At 72.5% G+C, this 16566-nt stretch carries 15 protein-coding genes and 1 pseudogene; 9 read left to right on the forward strand and 7 right to left on the reverse strand.

The window, feature by feature from the left end; genetic code table 11:
- Positions 1-125: 125 nt before the first annotated feature.
- Positions 126-491, reverse strand: coding sequence for a darcynin family protein (locus tag AB0C59_RS20865; RefSeq protein WP_363006635.1), 366 nt, complete (start codon positions 489-491; stop codon positions 126-128).
- Between the two features lie 77 nt (positions 492-568).
- The gene (locus tag AB0C59_RS20870) at positions 569-1462 is read right to left on the reverse strand and encodes an NAD(P)H-binding protein (protein WP_363006636.1); all 894 of its coding nucleotides are present in this window, start codon (positions 1460-1462) and stop codon (positions 569-571) included.
- Between the two features lie 103 nt (positions 1463-1565).
- On the opposite strand from AB0C59_RS20870, the gene AB0C59_RS20875 reads away from it, so the two are divergent.
- Complete coding sequence (locus AB0C59_RS20875) at positions 1566-2531, forward strand: LysR family transcriptional regulator (RefSeq protein ID WP_363006638.1); 966 nt, start codon at positions 1566-1568, stop codon at positions 2529-2531.
- A 105-nt stretch (positions 2532-2636) separates the two neighbouring features.
- Positions 2637-2801 (forward strand): annotated as a pseudogene (locus AB0C59_RS20880) (VOC family protein); the annotation flags it as partial.
- A gap of 143 nt (positions 2802-2944) precedes the next feature.
- Here the strand turns inward: AB0C59_RS20880 and AB0C59_RS20885 are convergent.
- Positions 2945-3586: a cyclase gene (locus AB0C59_RS20885; protein ID WP_363006640.1), complete on the reverse strand. Its 642-nt coding sequence runs from the start codon at positions 3584-3586 to the stop codon at positions 2945-2947.
- Between the two features lie 215 nt (positions 3587-3801).
- Here AB0C59_RS20885 and AB0C59_RS20890 point away from each other — a divergent pair, with 215 nt between their 5' ends.
- A complete protein-coding gene (locus AB0C59_RS20890) occupies positions 3802-4470 on the forward strand; it encodes a GNAT family protein (protein ID WP_363006642.1) in 669 nt (222 codons plus the stop codon).
- A gap of 113 nt (positions 4471-4583) precedes the next feature.
- Here the strand turns inward: AB0C59_RS20890 and AB0C59_RS20895 are convergent, their stop codons facing one another.
- Entirely contained in the window at positions 4584-5606 is a 1023-nt protein-coding gene (locus AB0C59_RS20895; protein WP_363006644.1) for a ScbA/BarX family gamma-butyrolactone biosynthesis protein, read from the reverse strand.
- A 443-nt stretch (positions 5607-6049) separates the two neighbouring features.
- Here AB0C59_RS20895 and AB0C59_RS20900 point away from each other — a divergent pair, with 443 nt between their 5' ends.
- The gene (locus tag AB0C59_RS20900; RefSeq protein ID WP_363006646.1) at positions 6050-7339 is read left to right on the forward strand and encodes a cytochrome P450; all 1290 of its coding nucleotides are present in this window, start codon (positions 6050-6052) and stop codon (positions 7337-7339) included.
- Here AB0C59_RS20900 and AB0C59_RS20905 read toward each other — a convergent pair.
- On the reverse strand, positions 7308-8240 hold the full coding sequence (locus AB0C59_RS20905) for an NAD-dependent epimerase/dehydratase family protein (RefSeq protein WP_363006648.1): 933 nt from the start codon (positions 8238-8240) through the stop codon (positions 7308-7310). The genes AB0C59_RS20900 and AB0C59_RS20905 overlap by 32 nt on opposite strands.
- A gap of 135 nt (positions 8241-8375) precedes the next feature.
- On the opposite strand from AB0C59_RS20905, the gene AB0C59_RS20910 reads away from it, so the two are divergent.
- Positions 8376-9059, forward strand: coding sequence for a ScbR family autoregulator-binding transcription factor (locus AB0C59_RS20910; protein ID WP_363006650.1), 684 nt, complete (start codon positions 8376-8378; stop codon positions 9057-9059).
- Positions 9060-9212: 153 nt separating this feature from the next.
- Here the strand turns inward: AB0C59_RS20910 and AB0C59_RS20915 are convergent, their stop codons facing one another.
- Positions 9213-10826, reverse strand: coding sequence for a sigma-70 family RNA polymerase sigma factor (locus AB0C59_RS20915; protein ID WP_363006652.1), 1614 nt, complete (start codon positions 10824-10826; stop codon positions 9213-9215).
- 288 nt (positions 10827-11114) lie between these two features.
- On the opposite strand from AB0C59_RS20915, the gene AB0C59_RS20920 reads away from it, so the two are divergent.
- The 4 genes from AB0C59_RS20920 (at position 11115) to AB0C59_RS20935 (ending at position 15460) form a co-directional block, all read left to right on the forward strand.
- Entirely contained in the window at positions 11115-11510 is a 396-nt protein-coding gene (locus AB0C59_RS20920; RefSeq protein ID WP_363006654.1) for a GntR family transcriptional regulator, read from the forward strand.
- Positions 11507-12430, forward strand: a complete 924-nt coding sequence (locus AB0C59_RS20925; RefSeq protein ID WP_363006656.1) for an ABC transporter ATP-binding protein — start codon at positions 11507-11509, stop codon at positions 12428-12430. The genes AB0C59_RS20920 and AB0C59_RS20925 overlap by 4 nt, the downstream gene beginning before the upstream one ends.
- Positions 12427-13455, forward strand: coding sequence for an ABC transporter permease (locus tag AB0C59_RS20930; protein WP_363006658.1), 1029 nt, complete (start codon positions 12427-12429; stop codon positions 13453-13455). Before AB0C59_RS20925 ends, AB0C59_RS20930 begins: the two co-directional genes overlap by 4 nt.
- A gap of 559 nt (positions 13456-14014) precedes the next feature.
- The gene (locus tag AB0C59_RS20935) at positions 14015-15460 is read left to right on the forward strand and encodes a glycosyltransferase 87 family protein (RefSeq protein ID WP_363006660.1); all 1446 of its coding nucleotides are present in this window, start codon (positions 14015-14017) and stop codon (positions 15458-15460) included.
- Positions 15461-15505: 45 nt separating this feature from the next.
- Here AB0C59_RS20935 and AB0C59_RS20940 read toward each other — a convergent pair whose 3' ends face one another.
- Positions 15506-16351, reverse strand: a complete 846-nt coding sequence (locus tag AB0C59_RS20940; RefSeq protein ID WP_363006662.1) for an alpha/beta fold hydrolase — start codon at positions 16349-16351, stop codon at positions 15506-15508.
- Positions 16352-16566 lie beyond the last annotated feature (215 nt).

A 16566-nucleotide genomic window follows, 5' to 3' on the forward strand; every position in this document is an offset into this window, starting at 1 on the left:
CCACCCCCCAGGTCATGCCATCGACAGGGGGCAAAAGTCATACCGGGCCCGGAGGCCAGCGGTCCTCTTGCAGGACCGCGGAAAACATAACGGGGCAGGACCCGTCGAGCTGGGCGGGCGGGGGGTCAGGTGGTGATGGTGGCGACCGGTTCGAGGCCGTAGGTGCGGGCGTAGCCGTTCTCGGTGCCGACGAGGAGGTCGATGACCTCGAAGTAGCGGTCCCAGAAGGAGGTTTCGCGCAGTGCGTCGATGAGGAGCTGGTAGGCGTGGTGGCTTTCGGCTTCCCACACCCAGACGTCGGTGACGCGCGCGGAGTAGAACTCGGTGTCGTAGAAGCGCGCCCGGACGCCGGTGGTCTTCGCCTCGATCGCGGGCAGGACCCGGGTGGTGAAGGCGTCGACGCGCTGCTGCACGGTCAGCGCGAGCCACTCGGGTGTGGTCTTGACGAGCATGAAGGCCGTGACCGGTGGTTCGGTCGTTTCCGTGGGCATCAGGGTGCCTCCGAGGTGAGGTGACAGGTGGTCCTGAGCGCCGGGTCGTCGCTCTGGGGTCCGGCGGATGGTGGGCTTCAGGAGAGGACGGCGGGCTTGAGCGTCTGGGCGCACCACTGCTCGAAGCCGGTGGGGGAGGAGGTGGCCGGGGTGCGGGCGACGCCGGCGTCCAGGCCTTGGTCCTTGGCCCGCTTCATGTCGACGATGCCCTGGACGAACGCCTGGTCGAGGCCGAAGCCGACGAGGGCGGTGTGGAGTTCGTCGAGCCTCTGACGTTCGTAGCGGACGGGGCGGCCGAACTGCCCGGTCATGATGCGGGCCAGGTCGTTGGGGGACAGGTCCTGGGGTCCGAGGACCGGGACGCTGCCGGTTCCGGTCCACGAGCGGTTCAGCAGGAGGTCGGCGGCCACGGCTGCGATGTCGGCGGTGGCGACCAGCGGAGCCTTGCGGTCGGCGCCGACCGTGTCCGTGAAGACGCCCCTCTCGCGGATCGACTCGGACTCCTCCAGGAGGTTCTCGAAGAAGGACGGGTTGGCCAGGGCCCGGTAGGCGACACCGCTGCCGGCGATGAGGTCGTCCAGGGCGAGGGAGGCGGTGACGAGGCCGGCCCGGTCGGCGAGCGGGGTGCCGCGGCCGAGCGCGGAGACGCCGACGACATGGCCGACGCCATGGGCGGCGAGCGCCTTCACGGCAGGTCCGCTGAAGCCGCTGTAGGCGTCGTACGGGGTCAGGGAGGCGTCCGGGGGAGCGAGCCAGAAGACGGCGTCCGCGCCGTCGAAGGCCCGGTCGACGACCTCGGCGTCCCCGTGCGAACCGGCGATCACCTCGACGCGTTCGCGTGCCGCCGTCGGCAGCCGGGAGGGGTCGCGCACGATCACACGTAGTTCCTCGCCGGCGGCGGGGGCGGACTCGAGGAGCCGGGTGAGCAGATGGCGACCGATGTTCCCGGTGGGAGCGGTGATGACGATCATGAAAACCTCGCAGGTCGTGCTGGTCGGAACACCCCCCATCCTGCGAAGGGCAACCATGTTGCCACAATGGGAACTTCGGCACGGAATCATTGACTGAAATGGAATGATGCTGGTGAACAGCCCGGATTCGGCCCTCGACGCCAACCTCGCCATCGCGTTGGACGCCCTGCTGGCCGAGAACAGCGTCACCCGGGCCGCCGCCCGCCTGCACACCTCGCCCGCCGCCATGAGTCGCACGCTCGCCCGCCTGCGCCGCACCCTGCAGGATCCGCTGCTGGTCCGGGCCGGGCAGAGCATGGTCCCCACCCCGCGTGCCCAGGCGCTGCGGGAGGAAGCCGCGGCCGTGGTGCAGCGCCTCGGAGCCCTGCTCAGCCCCGACACCGGCATCGACCCCGCCGCCCTGCGCGGGACCTTCACCCTCCAGACCGCCGACCTGGTCGGCTCGGCGCTGGCGCCCGGACTGCTGAGCCTGGCCGAGCGGGAGGCGCCGGGGGTCTCGTTCCGGCTCCGTGCCGAGGAGTTGGAGGCCGGCCCCGCCCTGCGCGACGGCCGGATCGACCTGGAGGTCGGGTCCATCGACCATGCGGACCCCGAGACCAGGGTCGAGGAACTGGTCAGCCTTCGTATGGTGGCGGCCGTGCGAGCCGGTCATCCGCTGACCGAAGGCCCCCTGACCCCGGCCCGGCTCGCCGCCGCCTCCCACGTCGCCGTCAGTCGACGAGGCCGGTTCACTGGCCCCCTCGACACCGCGCTGGCCGAGCGGAACCTCCGTCGACGGGTCGGCATCGTGCTCCCCAGCCACCTGGCCGCCATGACCCTCGCCGCCCGCAGCGACACCGTCTGCCTCGTACCTGCCGCGCTTCCCGGCGCCGCCCCCTCACCCCTTGCCCACGACGCCATCGCCCTCGGGCTGCGCCTCCTGGACATCCCCTTGGCGCTGCCGCCCGTCACCGTCGGCATGGCCTGGCACCCCCGCCACGCGGCTGACCGAGCCCACCGCTGGCTCCGCGACGCCGTCCGCCGAACCCTCCGCACGCCCGTGAGCTTGACGGCGAGCCCGGCCGCGTGAACCGGCCGAGGCGCCCGACGAGGCGGCGCGCGTCCCCGCTTCGATGATGGGCCGATGGCGCCGATCAAGCAGATCCCCATCACCCGAGGGGTTCGCCACATCTGTCCCTCAGGTGTGGGCCCGGGACCGCATTTTCAGCGCGTTCCCGAGGGCAGGGCCGTCAAGAACCGGGTGCATCTCGATGTGCGGGTCGGCACGGGGCTCGTGGCTGAAGAGCGCCTGGCCGCACCCGAGGCCGCGTGCGCACGGCTGGTCGCGCTCGGCGCGGTAGGTGGCCGGCCGTTCCTCGCGAGTTCCGTCTCGACCGAGGTGGGGACCGGTATGCCGTGCCATGGATCCCGGCCTCCCCACGGCACGCGCGGTGCCGCGGGGAGGCCGGGTCCGCCCGCCGTCCAGGCCGGCCGGAGTGGTCGTCAGCTGACGGTCGTGGTGCTGAGGACCGGGTTGGGCGAGGGGTAGCAGGAGGTCGGGACGCTGACGTTGGTGAAGAGGATCGGAACGGTGGCGGTGAAGGTGAGGCCAGGGTTGTTGTAGTCGGTGCCCGAGAGCTGCGTCCGGACGGTGCCGCCGGACGGCCCCGCGGTCAGGGCGAGGTTCAGTGCCGGGAGCGTGAAGGTGGCGCCGCCGCTGATCGGGCCGGGCACCGTCATGACCATCTGCCCGCCACTGACCGTCACGCCGGGAGTTCCCGCGCCGGTCCCGGAACCACCGGAGAGGCTGACGCCGTTCAGTGTCGCGCCCGCCGGGACCGGGGCCTTGAGGACGATGTTCTTGATCGACTTGACGGTGAAGCCGCTCACAGAGCCGGGCACCGTCATCGGCTGGGTCGCCAGTGAGACGGTGAACGCGCTACCGGAGGCGACGGTGGCCGGTGCCGTGGCGTCGACTCCGGCGGCCAGGCTGAAGGTCTGCGCGGAGCCGATCGGCGGCTTGGCCTGACAGGCGAAGGTGAGGCTGGTGCCGGCGGCTGACGCCGGGCCCGCGAGCAGGCCGGTCAACGCCAGTCCGGCGGCCGCGGCGACCGGTATGCGCAGGCAGAGGGATCTGGGGGTCATGAGCGTTCTCCTCGCACGTGCTGGGGGACACAACGAAAGAAGAGCTGTCGCGTGCATGACAGCATTGAGAGGGTGCGATGTACAGGGACGAGCCCCTGTGAGTACCTGTGTGCTGTCGGAGCCGGCGGGCGGGCCGACGGCCGTGGGGCAGGTGCACCAGGGCGGGCGATGACGTTTCCTGGCGCGAGGTGACGCCGCCGGATACTCTCCGGTCCATGCCCGCTCAGCCTCCACAGCCCATCACGCTCATCGGTCACCGGGTACGCCTCGAGCCGTTGGCGGTGCGACATCTCGATGAACTCTTCGCCGCGGGAGGCGGCGACGAAGAGGTGTGGCGATGGCAGGACGGGCCGGCGCCGAGGACCCGGGAGGAACTGGGGGCCAAGCTGGCCGTGGTGCTGGACGCCGCGGCGCTGGGTGAGGTGGTGCCCTTCGCGGTCGTCCACCGCGCCTCCGACCGGGCCATCGGCTGGACGACGTACATGGATCTCGACGTGGCCGACGAACGGCTGGAGATCGGCTGGACCTGGTACGGGCGCGCGTACTGGCGCACCGCCGTGAACACGGAGTCGAAGCTGCTCCTGCTCACTCACGCCTTCGAGGATCTCGGCATGGGGCGCGTGCAGTTGAAGACGGACCATCTCAACCACCGCTCCCAGGAGGCGATCGCGCGCCTGGGAGCACACCGGGAAGGCGTGTTGCGGCGCCATCGCCGGCGCCCCGACGGCTCGTGGCGGGACACGGTGTACTTCTCGATCCTCGCCGACGAGTGGCCCGAGGCCAAGAAGCGTCTGACCGCCAGGCTGGGGGCGCCCGGTGACGGCGTACGCCGCGAGGAACCCCGTGGAACGGAACCGCCGCGCGCACCCGACATCACGTCATAAAGCCTTGGCCAAAGGAAATGCGGTGAACTGCCGCCGCCCGGGGCTTTCCTGCGAACGGAAGGCGATGGCATTCCTCCGGTCCGGGGAGCAGATTCCCGCACAGGAACCCGGGTTCAGGGCGCGGACGCGCGGCTCGGGTCGACCGGACCGGCGATCCGGGCGGTGAATACGGTCTCGCCCTCCTGCCGCCCGGTGACCAGCACACGCCGGCTGCCGTCGCCGTCCTCGGGCAGTTCGCCGGCCTCGATCCAGCAGGGCGCGCCGAACTCGGCGTAGCGGAAGAACTCGGCCTGGATGTCCGACGGTGTCAGGGGCTCGGGGTGCAGCAGGCCGCAGGCGGCCTGGCGGGCCGCTTCGAGCAGGACCATGCCGGGCATGTGATCGCCGCTGTGGTCGAAGAGGATGGGATGGCGCGGGTCGGGGTCGAGAAGCCAGCGGCCCGGTCGGTCCGAGGGGGAGAGCACCACGTCGAAGGGGAGTGTCCTGCCGAAGACGGACGCTTCGGGGGCGGCCGGGGGGTGCGTACGTCCTGCGCCGTGACCGCGCCCCGGGCCCGAACCGGCACGTGCGCCGGCACCGGCGCGAAGGCGCTGGTAGGTGGCGGGAGCGATACAGGTGAACCGGCCGCCCCCGACGGCGCAGGCAACGCCGTCACGCTCCACGCTGATCTCCATGGAGAACTCCGACAGCCGCTTGCCCTTCCACTTCATCGAGGTGCAGACGGCCGTCAGGTCGAGATCGCTCGGTTCGGCCCCGATGGCCAACCGCTCGGCGTACGCCGTGACATGCAGGTCCCACATGAGGAACTGATGCCCGAGGGGAACGCCGAGTTCGGCGTGGGCGAGGTAGAGCCCCGTCTGGCGGATGGTCTCGGCGGCCTGCATCGGATCGTGCCGGACGCCGTCGGCGCTGGTGAAGAAGGTGTGCGCCCTCGGCCACTGGCCGCTCAACGCGAAGTGGGTGTCGTCGAGTTTCGTACAGCCGGTGAGGAAGACCTCCGCGAGGCTGGACCGGTGGACGTATTCCCGGGGGACCGTCGTCGTCAGTCGGGGCAGTTCGGCGACGTCACCCACGGAGGGCCCGCACGGCTCCCCGGGTATGGAGCGGTCATTCTCATGGAACGTCAGGACTGCCATGTGATCTCCGTCTCGCCGTCGGAATAACACCGGGAAGGCCGTTCGGGCATTACAACATACGAACCTAGCGGTTTTCTTTTCAACCCCGGTCAAGCGGTGTGCGGCCGCGGATCGCATCCGTACAGATGCCAACGCGCCCTTTTCGCATACGCGCCGGCCCGGGAATGAGCCGGCGGCGCACATTCCTTGGAGGCGCCGCCTTTTGACGCCGCCATACCGCGGCTCCGGTGCCCCTCTCGTACGCCGGTGCGCTCGTGCCCCTCCCGCGCGAGGTCTCCCCCCGGGCTCTCGATGAGGCTACTGTAAACCGGGCCACCGGTTTGGTTCCGGGGGTGGAGCCCGTCCAGTGGTGAAGCCCCGCACTGGGCGGCGCGGGGGGACCGGCCGGTGCCGGACCCTGTTGCAGCAGCAGTCCCATGAACTCGGCGACCGGGGAGACACCGATGTCCCACGCGCAGTGCCCGTACGCGATCGACCCTTTCGGCAGCGACATCCACGGTGAGGCCGCGCGGTTGACGCGGCGCGGACCCGTGACGCCGGTGGAACTGCCCGGAGGGATCGGAGCCTGGGCCGTGAGCGACCCGGCGGTCGTCCGGAACCTGCTCACCGACCCGCGGATCTCCAAGGACGCCTACCGCCACTGGCCCGCCTGGATCAACGGGGAGATAGCCGAGACCTGGCCGCTGGCCATCTGGGTCTCCGTCCAGAACATGGTCACCGCCTACGGGGACGAGCACAAACGCCTGCGCAGACTGGTCGTGTCGGCCTTCACCGCCCGCCGTATCGCCCAGCTCCGTCCTCGGATCGAGGAGGCCACCGCGGCGCTGCTCGACGATCTGGCACGCCAGGACCCGAGCCGGCCGGTGGATCTGCGGCGCGGGTTCGCGCAGGAACTGCCCCGCCAAGTGGTCGTGGAACTGTTCGGTGTGCCCGCGGCGTTCAGCGAGCCGCTGCGGCAGATCATCAACGGCTTCTTCGAGACGGGCATGACCATCGAGGACGCACGGCGAGGTCACGAGGCGCTCTACCGGACCATGGGGGAACTGGTCGCCTACAAGCGCCGCCTGCCGGGACAGGATCTGACCAGCGCCCTGGTCGAGGCGGGCGCCGCGGACGAGACCCGGCTCAGCGACAAGGAGCTGATCGACAACCTGATCCTCCTGCTCACCGCGGGCTACGAGACCACGGTCAACCTCCTGGACAACACGGTGGCCCTCCTGCTGGCGCATCCCGACCAACTGGAGCTGGTGCGCTCGGGCAGGGCCACCTGGGCCGACGCGATCGAGGAATCCCTCAGGGTGGAGAGCCCCGGCGCGAACGGCATCCTGCGGTACGCCGTCCAGGACGTGCGGGTGGGGGACACCGTCATCCCCCAGGGCGACCCCGTGGTCATCTCCTTCGCCGCGGCCGGAAGGCACCCGTCGGTCCACGGCGCTGACGCCGACATGTTCGACGTCACCCGCACCACCCGCCGCGACCACCTCGCCTTCGGCCACGGCGCGCACTACTGCGTGGGCGCGCCCCTGGCCCGGATGGAGGCCGAGATCGCGCTCAGCGCCCTGTTCGCCCGGTTCCCCGAGATGTCCTTGGCCGTGCCCCCCGGTGAACTGCGTCCACTGGAGTCGTTCATCTCCAACGGCCACCGCGAACTGCCCGTGCTCCTGGGCCCGTCGGCCGCGGAGCCGGACCCGGGACGGCGGCTCAGCCGAGCAGACTCCGGTAGTACGGCATGACCTGCCGCAACCCGTCCAGGGGCGCCGGCCCGGGGTCCAGGTCCGGCAGTTCCCAGATCGGGTCGCTGTCGAACCAGTGGTCCACCGCCAGCATCTCCAGGTGATGGCGGAGCAGGGGCTCGTCGGCGACCAGCTCCCGTGCCCGCTCCAGAGTCAGGGCCGGGCCGGCCGCCCCACCCGTCTCCTCCCGTATCAGCTCCATGAGCGCTGATACCGGCAGGGGGTCGGGATGGCTCACATGGTGGGCGCCGGCCAGGTCCCCCTCGAACAGGGCCGCCGCCCACGCCGCCCGCGCGAGGGCTCCCACCTCCACGGCCGAGTGCACCGACGGGCAGTCGACGATCCCGCCGAGCCGCCGGATCAGGTGGACGAGGCCGGGTACGACCCACCGGTCTCCGGCGCCGTAGACCAGGTGAGGCCGCAGCACCGTGCCGGAGGCGGCCAGCACGTGCCGTTCGGCGGCGGCCCTGCTGCGGCTCGTGGCGGACGCCGGGCGTACGGGCGGCGCGCCGGGCTCGGCCCGGTCGAAGGGGCCGCGGCCGTGGACGGCGGCCGTGCTGACGTACACGAACCGGCGCACGCCGCTCCGGGCCGCCTCCGCCACCAGCGCTGCCGTGCCGAGGTCGTTGGTCCTGCGGAGCTCCTCCTCGTCCCCCTCGATGAGCGAGGCGCAGTGCACGACCGCGTCGACGCCTCGGCACAGCCCCTCGACGGTGGCCGGGTCGGACATATCCGCGCGCGCGATCTCCACCCTCGCGCGCCCGGCGTCCGACACGGTGACCGGCGGGGTCGAGCGATGCCGTACCAACCGGATGTCCACCGTCGGTTCGGCGAGGGCCCGGGCGGTCACCTGGCCGCCGATGAACCCGCTCGACCCGGTGATGAGTACGCGGCGCGACATGGGGCTCTCCTTCGAGCACACGAGGTGGGCGGCCGGATGCCGCCCCTTGTGAAAATACGGACTACCTGGTTTGGTTCAAGGTGATAGCAGACAGGCTTGTGCTTTGTGCAAGGAACGACCCCTGGAGGGCCCGTGGTGCGGCAGGAACGTGCGATTCGCACCAGACGAGCGATTCTCGACGCGGCGGCCTCGGTGTTCGACGAGCGAGGGTACGAGGCAGCCACGATCGGCGAGGTCCTGGCCCGGGCCGGAGTGACCAAGGGAGCCCTCTACTTCCACTTCCCCTCCAAGCAGGCTCTCGCCGAGGGCGTCCTGAGCGAGCAGTTCGCCGACGTCCGGCTGTCCCCCAGGGCGAGCAAGCTGCAGGAGCTGGTCGACATGGGGCTCGCCCTCGCCCACCGCATGTGCCACGACCCGCTGGTCAGCGCCTCGGCGCGGCTGTCCTTGGGGCAGGAGATGGGGGAGCTGTTCGGAACCCGCGGGATCACCGGGTGGATCGAGACCACGGAGCAGGTCCTGAGGGAAGCCAAGGAGCAGGGCGAACTGCTTCCGCATGTGGAGCCGGGTGAGTCGGCCTGGATCATGTCCGCGGCCTGGACCGGTGTGCAGGTCTACTCCCAGACCCTGTCGGGCAGGCGGGACCTGGCGGAACGTGTCGCTTCCCTCTTCGAGCATCTCCTGCCGAGCATCGCGGTCCCGGCCGTGCTGAACAAACTGGTCTACGGCCCCGAACGGGCCGAGCAGGTCGCGCGGGAGGGCGCCCGGCTGGCCGCCGACGCGCGCAAGGAAGAGGAAGAGGAACTCCGGGCATCCGCCTGACGGGCCTGAGACCCCACGCCGCCCCGCGCCCCGAAGGGGCGCGGGGAAAACCGCGAGACCGGCCACGACGGCGCCGCGGACGAACGACGGGCCCGGTGAACCACGATGCCGGGCCGCCGGGGCCGCGCCCGAGCGGGCATTCCGAGAGGGCCTCTAGAGCCGGGCGCCGAAGTCCTGGGTCCACCAGGGGCCGCCGCCGCCGTTGTGGACGCCCACGCCCAGTTCTTTGAACGAGCAGTTGAGGATGTTGGCGCGATGGCCGGGGCTGTGCATCCAGGAGTCCATCACCGACGCCGGGGTCTGCTGGCCCCTGGCGATGTTCTCGCCGTACGTCGACCAGCGGTACCCGGCCGCGGTGATGCGGTCCCCGGGGTCGGCGCCGTCGGGGTTGGTGTGTTCGAAGAAGTTGCGCGCCGCCATGTCGTCGGAGTGCTTCTGGGCGGCGTCGCGCAGCTGGGAGTTGGCGGTGACCGGTCCGCAACCGGCGGTCGCACGCTCCTTGTTGACCAGCGCGATGATCTGCTCGACGGTCCCGCCGGGCGCCGGCGGCGCGGCGGGGGCGACGGTGCGGCGCTGGGTGGGACGGGCCGGTGCGGGGGAGCTGCTGGGCTTCCTGGAAGGGCTCGGGCTCTTCGACGGGGAGGCGGAGGGGGACGGCGACGCGGACGCCGAAGCGGACGGTGAGGGGGACGGGGAGGCCGATCCGGGCGTCGTCGCCTCGGTCTGCGCCAACGGTGTGGTGGGCGTGGTCTCGGCGCTGGTGTCCTGGGTGCCGGACTCCGTGGAGACGTACCAGACCCCGGTCCCGAGCAGGCAGGCCGCCGCGACGGCGCCGCCCAGTGCCCGCTGCCGGTTGCGGCGCTGTCTGCGCGCCGCGGTCCGCGAGGTTCCCGGCTCCGCCGCGGAGCGGTGCCTGGCGGTCCTGCCGCCCACCGACGGCAGGACGGTGGTGGCGCTCGCCGGGGCGGAGTCGCCGAGGGTCGGGCGCAGGCCCGACAGCAGCGCGGCCGGTACGGGGAGCAGCGCCAGCCCGGCGAGCAGCCCCTCGGCCGGCATCAGCCCGTTCCACTGGCCCGCGCAGCGGACGCACTCCCGGGCGTGCCGGGCTATTCGCTTGCGCCACAGCGCGGAGGGCCGCCCGTCCCAGCCGGCCAGCTGGGACCGCAGGTCCTCGCACACCGGCTGCGCCTCCAGGGCGCGTACGACGACACGCGCGGCGTCGAGCTGCGTCTTCATCCGCTGCACCCGCACCGCGGTGTGCTGCGGGGTCAGCTCCAGAGCCTGCGCCACCTCGGCGCGGGTCAGCTCGCCGGCGCACTCCAGCCACCACAGCGAGAGCAGGCTCCGGTCGTCGGGCTCAAGCCAGCGCGTCGCACGCGCGGTCTCCTGGCGCTGGCCGGACAGCTGGAGCCGCATCATGGTCAGATCCACGAAGTCGGCCCCGGGGTCGGCGAACTCGCTCGCGTCCTCCACGGGGCCCGGGGCCGACTGCCGGTCCTGCCAGTACGCCCGGACCCGGTTCATGGCGATCGCCACCAGCCAGGGACGGAAGCTCTCCGGCTCACGCAGACCGCTGAGCCCGTTCAGGGCCCGCAGCATGGCGTCCTGCACGACGTCGTCCACGTCCACCGAACCGTTCAAGGCCCGGCCCACGACGTTGTACACCAGCGGCAGGTACGCGCTGACCAGAGCGTCCTGCGCCGCCTGGTCGCCGTCGCGGGCAGCGGTGACCAGCGCCGCGGAATCCGCCACGTGCTGTGTGCTCATATGAAGACTTCCCTGTCCTTGACGTCGGACGGTGGTGTCCGACGCTTGGGAGACGCGCGAGGCCGGTCCGGATAACAGTTCTCGGGACACTAGTTCCGAACGGGTTCACGCCAGGGTGGAGTTGGTGGCTCTTCGTGCCGGAATGCCCACTCTTGGGCGTAGCCGGAATCACACGCGACCGTCGCGGCGGCCGGAGGCGCGGGGCCGCCGCGGAGACCACCTGTTTGACAGTCGGGCTCCTCCTGATCAACTATTCACTACTCAAATAGTGAAAGGAAGTTTGCCGGGATGGTCGAATACCGGATCGACCGGCGCAGCGGGGTCGCCACCTACATGCAGATCGTCCAGCAGACCAAGCAGGCGCTGCGGCTGGGCCTGCTGGAGCCGGGCGACAAGCTTCCCGCCGCCCGGGAGGTCGTGGAGGCCACGGCGGTCAACCCGAACACGGTGCTCAAGGCGTACCGGGAGCTGGAACGGGAGGGGCTGGTCGAGGCCCGCCGGGGGCTCGGCACCTTCGTACGCAGGACACTCGGCGCCGCGCCGGGCGACTCCCCGCTCAGAGGCGAGCTGGCCGAGTGGGCCACGCGCGCCCGGGAGGCCGGCCTCGAGCGCGACGACGTCGCGGCGCTCTTCACCCTCGTACTGGACGAGCACTTCGAGCCCACGGAAAAGGAACAGCAATGACGAACACCGCCATCGAGGCGAGGGGACTGGGCAAGTCGTTCTCGCGGTACGGGAGCTGGGCTCTGCGGGAGTGCACGTTCCGACTGCCGGCCGGACGCGTCTGCGCGCTCGTGGGCCCCAACGGCGCCGGCAAGTCGACCCTGCTCGCTCTGGCGGCGGGCCTCGTGGCCCCCAGCGAGGGCTCGGTCACGGTACTCGGCGAACACCCGGCTCACGCGTTGCCCCGCACGGCGTTCGTCGCCCAGGACAAGCCGTTGTATCCGCAGCTCACCGTCGCCGAGACGCTCCGCATGGGCGCCGACCTCAACCCCGGCCGCTGGGACGCGGCAACCGCGCAGCGGGTCGCGGCGGGCGACGGCCTGGACCTCACGGCACGGGTCCGCTCGCTCTCCGGCGGCCAACGCACCCGGGTGGCGCTCGCCCTCGCCCTGGGCAAGCGGCCCGAACTGCTGCTGCTGGACGAGCCCATGGCCGCCCTCGACCCGCTGGCCCGCCACGAACTGATGGGCGCCCTCATGGCCACGGCCGCCCAGCACGGCACCACGATCGTCATGTCCTCCCACGTGATCGCCGAACTGGAGGACAGCTGCGACCACCTGCTGCTGGTCGGCGACGGCCGAGTCCGCCTGGCCGGCGACATCGACGACCTGCTCGCCGCCCACACCCTGATCACGGGCCCCGCGCGCGACACCACCGGCACCGCCGAGGACCTGGGCCCGCACACCGTGGTGGAGTCCCGCACCACCGGCCGTCAGCTCACCGCCCTCGTCCGCCCCGCCGGCCCCCTGGCCGGCACCTGGCAGCGCTCGGAACCGTCCCTGGAGGCACTGGTTCTCGCCCACCTGCGCAGCCCGACGGCACCCGCCCTGACCCTCGACCCCATATCCGCGTCCGCCCGGCCCCAGGAGACGACCGCATGACCGCCCCCGCCGCCCTGACCCCCGCGGCCACCCGGCGTTCCCCCACCGCCCCCCGCCAGACCCGGTGGCTGCTGCGCCTGCACCGTCCCGCGCTGTGCGCCTGGGCCGTGCTCGTGATCGCCGTCTCGGCCCTGCTCCTGTGGCTGTGGGGCCCGCTCACCGATGCCGCCGCGACGGCATGGAGCCAGTACGACGCCTGCGACTTTTCACCGACCTGCGTCTACGACCAGCCCGCGATCCTCGTCTACAAGGACGTCTACCAGTACGCGACGACCGCCGTCCTCGCCCTCCCCTTCCTCATCGCAGCCTGGGCCGGTGCCACCCTGACCAGCAGGGAGCTGGAGACGGGCACCGCGCAGCTGATCTGGGCGCAGTCGGTGCCTCCGGCCCGCTGGCTGGCCATGAGGCTCGCCGTCCCGGCCGCCCTGACCGCCACCGGCACCAGCCTGCTGGTCGCCCTGCAGCACCTCGCCTCGTCCGCCGGCCAGGGCCGCGTCGACACCGCCAAGAAGTGGTTCGACCCGCCCACCTTCTACGCGGGAGGCCCCCTCACCGTCGCCCTGGCCCTCGCGGGCCTGGCCGCCGGCGCCCTGGCCGGCCTGGCCTGGCGGCGCTCCCTCCCGGCCCTGGTCACGTCCGTACTCGCCACGGGAGGTGTGTTCGGGATCGTGCACCTGGCGCTGCCGCACCTGTGGCCCAGCGTGACCCGCGTCAGCAGCTTGACGCTCAGCAACCCGGCGGGCTCGGGAATGACCGTCGACGAGGGGGTCCTCACCTCCAAGGGCGCCCGACTGCCCGAACCCTTCTGCGGCAGCAGCGAGTGGAAGCCGTGCCGCGCCACGTACGAGAAGCTCGACGCCGTCAGCTTCTACCGCGACTACCACCCCCTCTCCCACTACTGGCCGCTCCAGCTCACCGGCACCGCGCTGACCCTCGCCATCGCCGCCCTGCTCACCTTCGCCACGTTCCACCTGCTGGCCCGCCGCACGGGCAAGACGCCACCCCGCGCCAAGGCCGGTACCTGACCCGGACCCGCACGCCGCCCGCCACTTCTCGGGGCCCCGCGGCCCCGAGGGAGCGACGTACCGGCCGCGGCCGGTACCGGTGGTGACACCACCCCCGCCGCCCGGCGGTCCCTGCCGCGTGCCCGCGCACGCCGTGCCCGCCCACCCGAGGCCGCGCACCGCGACCTGCCCGCCGCCCTTCGACGAACGCGAACCGCCGCCGCGCTGACCGCGGTACCGGCCCGTGGCCCCCTGAAGGCTGTCCCGCGATCCTCGGCGGGCGCGCGCCGACCGCCACGGCACCCCGCCGCGTCGTCCGATCGCCCGCGCCCGGTGCGCGGACGACCCCGCGCCGTGCGACGCGCCGCATCCGACGCCGCGCGCCGACCCGCCGGGAACGACGGGACGGCTTCGAGGCCACCACGACCCGCCCGCCGCTGATCCCCACCGCAACCGCAACCGCAACCGCAACCGCGACCCCGGGCCGGGGCACCCCTGCCCACCGTCGGCCGGAACCGGCCACGCGACGCCCCCGGCCCCCTCAACGATCGCTCACGCCCTCTCCAAGGACGGACGTCCGATGCTTCGAGCTGCCCGAGAACAAGCCCCGCAGGCCTGCCCCGCGGACAGATCACCGCACCGCGAACGGCGGTGGGACCGGCTGGTCCTGGTGGTGTGCGCGATATCGGCCCTCACGGTGGGGCTGGCCTCCGCCCCGAACACCTCGCAGCACGCGTGGGGTCTGTTCGCCGCGGCGGGATACGTGTGCGCCGCCCTCGCCGCGGCGAGGACGCCCACGCCGTGGGCCCGCGTCCCCGCGACGATCGCCGTCGTCGGCGCGGCCGTCCTGCCCCTGCTGTACCTGACCGCGATCGGCAGGGCGCAGATGGAGGTAGGCGTCGTGGAACGGTCGGCCGACCTGCTGTTCTCCTCCGGAACCCCGTACCACCCGGCACCCCACGCGGTGCGCGACTTCAACCCCTACCTTCCCGGCATGGCGCTCTTCGGAGTACCGCACATGCTGTTCGGCCCCGCCGCGTTCACCAGCGCCCGCCTGTGGTTCCTCCTCGGCTTTCTCGCGGCCCTGGCCGCCGCCGTACGCGCCCTGACCGGTAAGCGGACCACCGGCAGCCGCCCGCCGAACGGCACCGTGCTCCGCGGCACCGCGCTGACCGGCGCCCTGTGGCTGACCGCCTGCCCCGTCGTCGCACTGCCTCTGAGCATCGGCGGCGTCGACCCGCCCGTCGTCGCCCTGCTCTGCCTGGCCCTGGCCTTCACCCACCGGGGCTCCGCCGTGCCCGCGGGCCTGGCCATCGGGGCGGCCGCCGCCCTGAAGTGGACCGCCTGGCCGGCCGTCCCCGTGATCGTCGCCGTGCTCGCGGTCATCGCCGGGAAGCGCGCCGCGCTCACCTGCGCTGCGGTGGCCTCCGCCCTCGCCGCTCTCGCCATCGGGCCCGTGGCGCTGGTGGACGGCGGTGCCTTCTACCAGAACGTCGTGCTCTACCCGTTCGGCCTCGGCCCGACCGCTTCCTCCGCGCAGAGCCCGCTGCTCGGGCACCTGATCGTCCTGGCGGTTCCGCACGGTGAGACCGTCACGATGGCACTCATCGCGTCGAGCGCCGTCGGCACCGGGTTGTCGCTGCTGCTCCGCCCGCCACGCACCACGACGGCGGCCGCCGACCGCCTGGCCCTCGGCCTCGCTCTGGCGATCCTGCTCTCGCCGGCCACCCGCGTGGGCTACGCCATCTACCCCGTCGTCCTCGTCGCCTGGCCTCGCTTCACCGCCCGCCTCGCCACCGAGCGGCCCGCACCCCGCCCTCACCCGGGTGAGCGGCCCCACCTTCGGCCCACCGTGGCGAGCCGCCTGTGCACCGGCACCGCCTCGGGCGATCCGTCGCCACGCCACCGCACCTCGACCCGCACTCCCACCGGTTCGCCGTCCCCCCACCGGAGACCGCGCCACCCCGACGCGGCCGGGGACCCGCGCCCGACTCCGGGGGCGCTCCGCTCCCCGAAGCGCCCCTGAGGAGAGGGTGAACCTGCCGCGTCGCACGGCGTCACACCGGGATCATCACCGGCCGCACCGGTCCACGAGCCAGGCCAGAGCGTCCGCGCCGGCGCCGAGCACGGAGATGTGCCCCTCCTCGGGGAGCAGCCTCAGTTCCGCCGAGGGGCAGTGCCGCGCGAGCCACTCGCTGTGCGAGCAGGGCACGACGCGGTCCCGGCGGCCGTGCAGGAACAGGACCGGTGTCCGGACCTGTCCGGGATCGAATCCCCACGGGGCGACGTACGCCAGATCGTCGTCCACCAGCCCGCCCGTCCCGGCCGCCAGGGCGGGAGCGACGACATCGTCGAACCAGGACCACGCACCGGCGAGGGCGGCGTGATCGGCCGGGGTGAACATCTCGGGGTCGTAGGTCGCGGACGCCTCATGGGCCTCCTTCGCCGCCCGCCCCTCGGTGGCGGCGCGAAGGGAGGCCGCACCACCGTCCGACATGCCCGCGAACCAGTCCAGCCCCTCGGCCGTGAACGGGGCCGGCCCCGCCACGTCGACCGCGGCGAGGACACGGTCGGGCAGCAGCGCCGCGCACGCCAGGGCGTGCGGACCACCGCCGGAGTGCCCCATGACCGCGAACCGCCCCACGCCCAGCGCGTCGGCGACGGCGGCCACGTCGTCCGCCGCGGACGCGATGGTGCGGCCGGGGAGCGGAGTGGAGCCGCCGTAGCCCGGCCGGTCGTACGACACCCAGCGGACGCCGAGCCGGTCCGAGGCCGGGAGGAGGGGCACGGGAGGGGCGCCGATGTTCGGAGTGCCGTGCTGCCAGAAGACCACGAGGCGGCTCTCGCCGTCGCCCTCGCCGGTGTCGTACACGTGCAGTCGGCGCCCGTCGCCGAGTTCCAGATCGTTCTCCACCACGCTCCCACCTCCTGGCGCCGCGGCCACCGGGACCACGGCGGCACGAATCTACCGGCCGGCGGACGCGAGCAGCGGTTCCGGATCCGCTCTCGACGGGGCGGGACGATCCGGCTGTTCCGACGGCGGCGTGCCACCGGAGCGGCGAGCGGGGCATCCCTGAGGATGGGCACGTGCACAGCGACCCTGGCGTCCCACCCCTCGACCTGCCGGGACGA

The sequence above is a fragment of the Streptomyces sp. NPDC048664 genome, assembly GCF_040650555.1.
GTDB lineage: Bacteria > Actinomycetota > Actinomycetes > Streptomycetales > Streptomycetaceae > Streptomyces.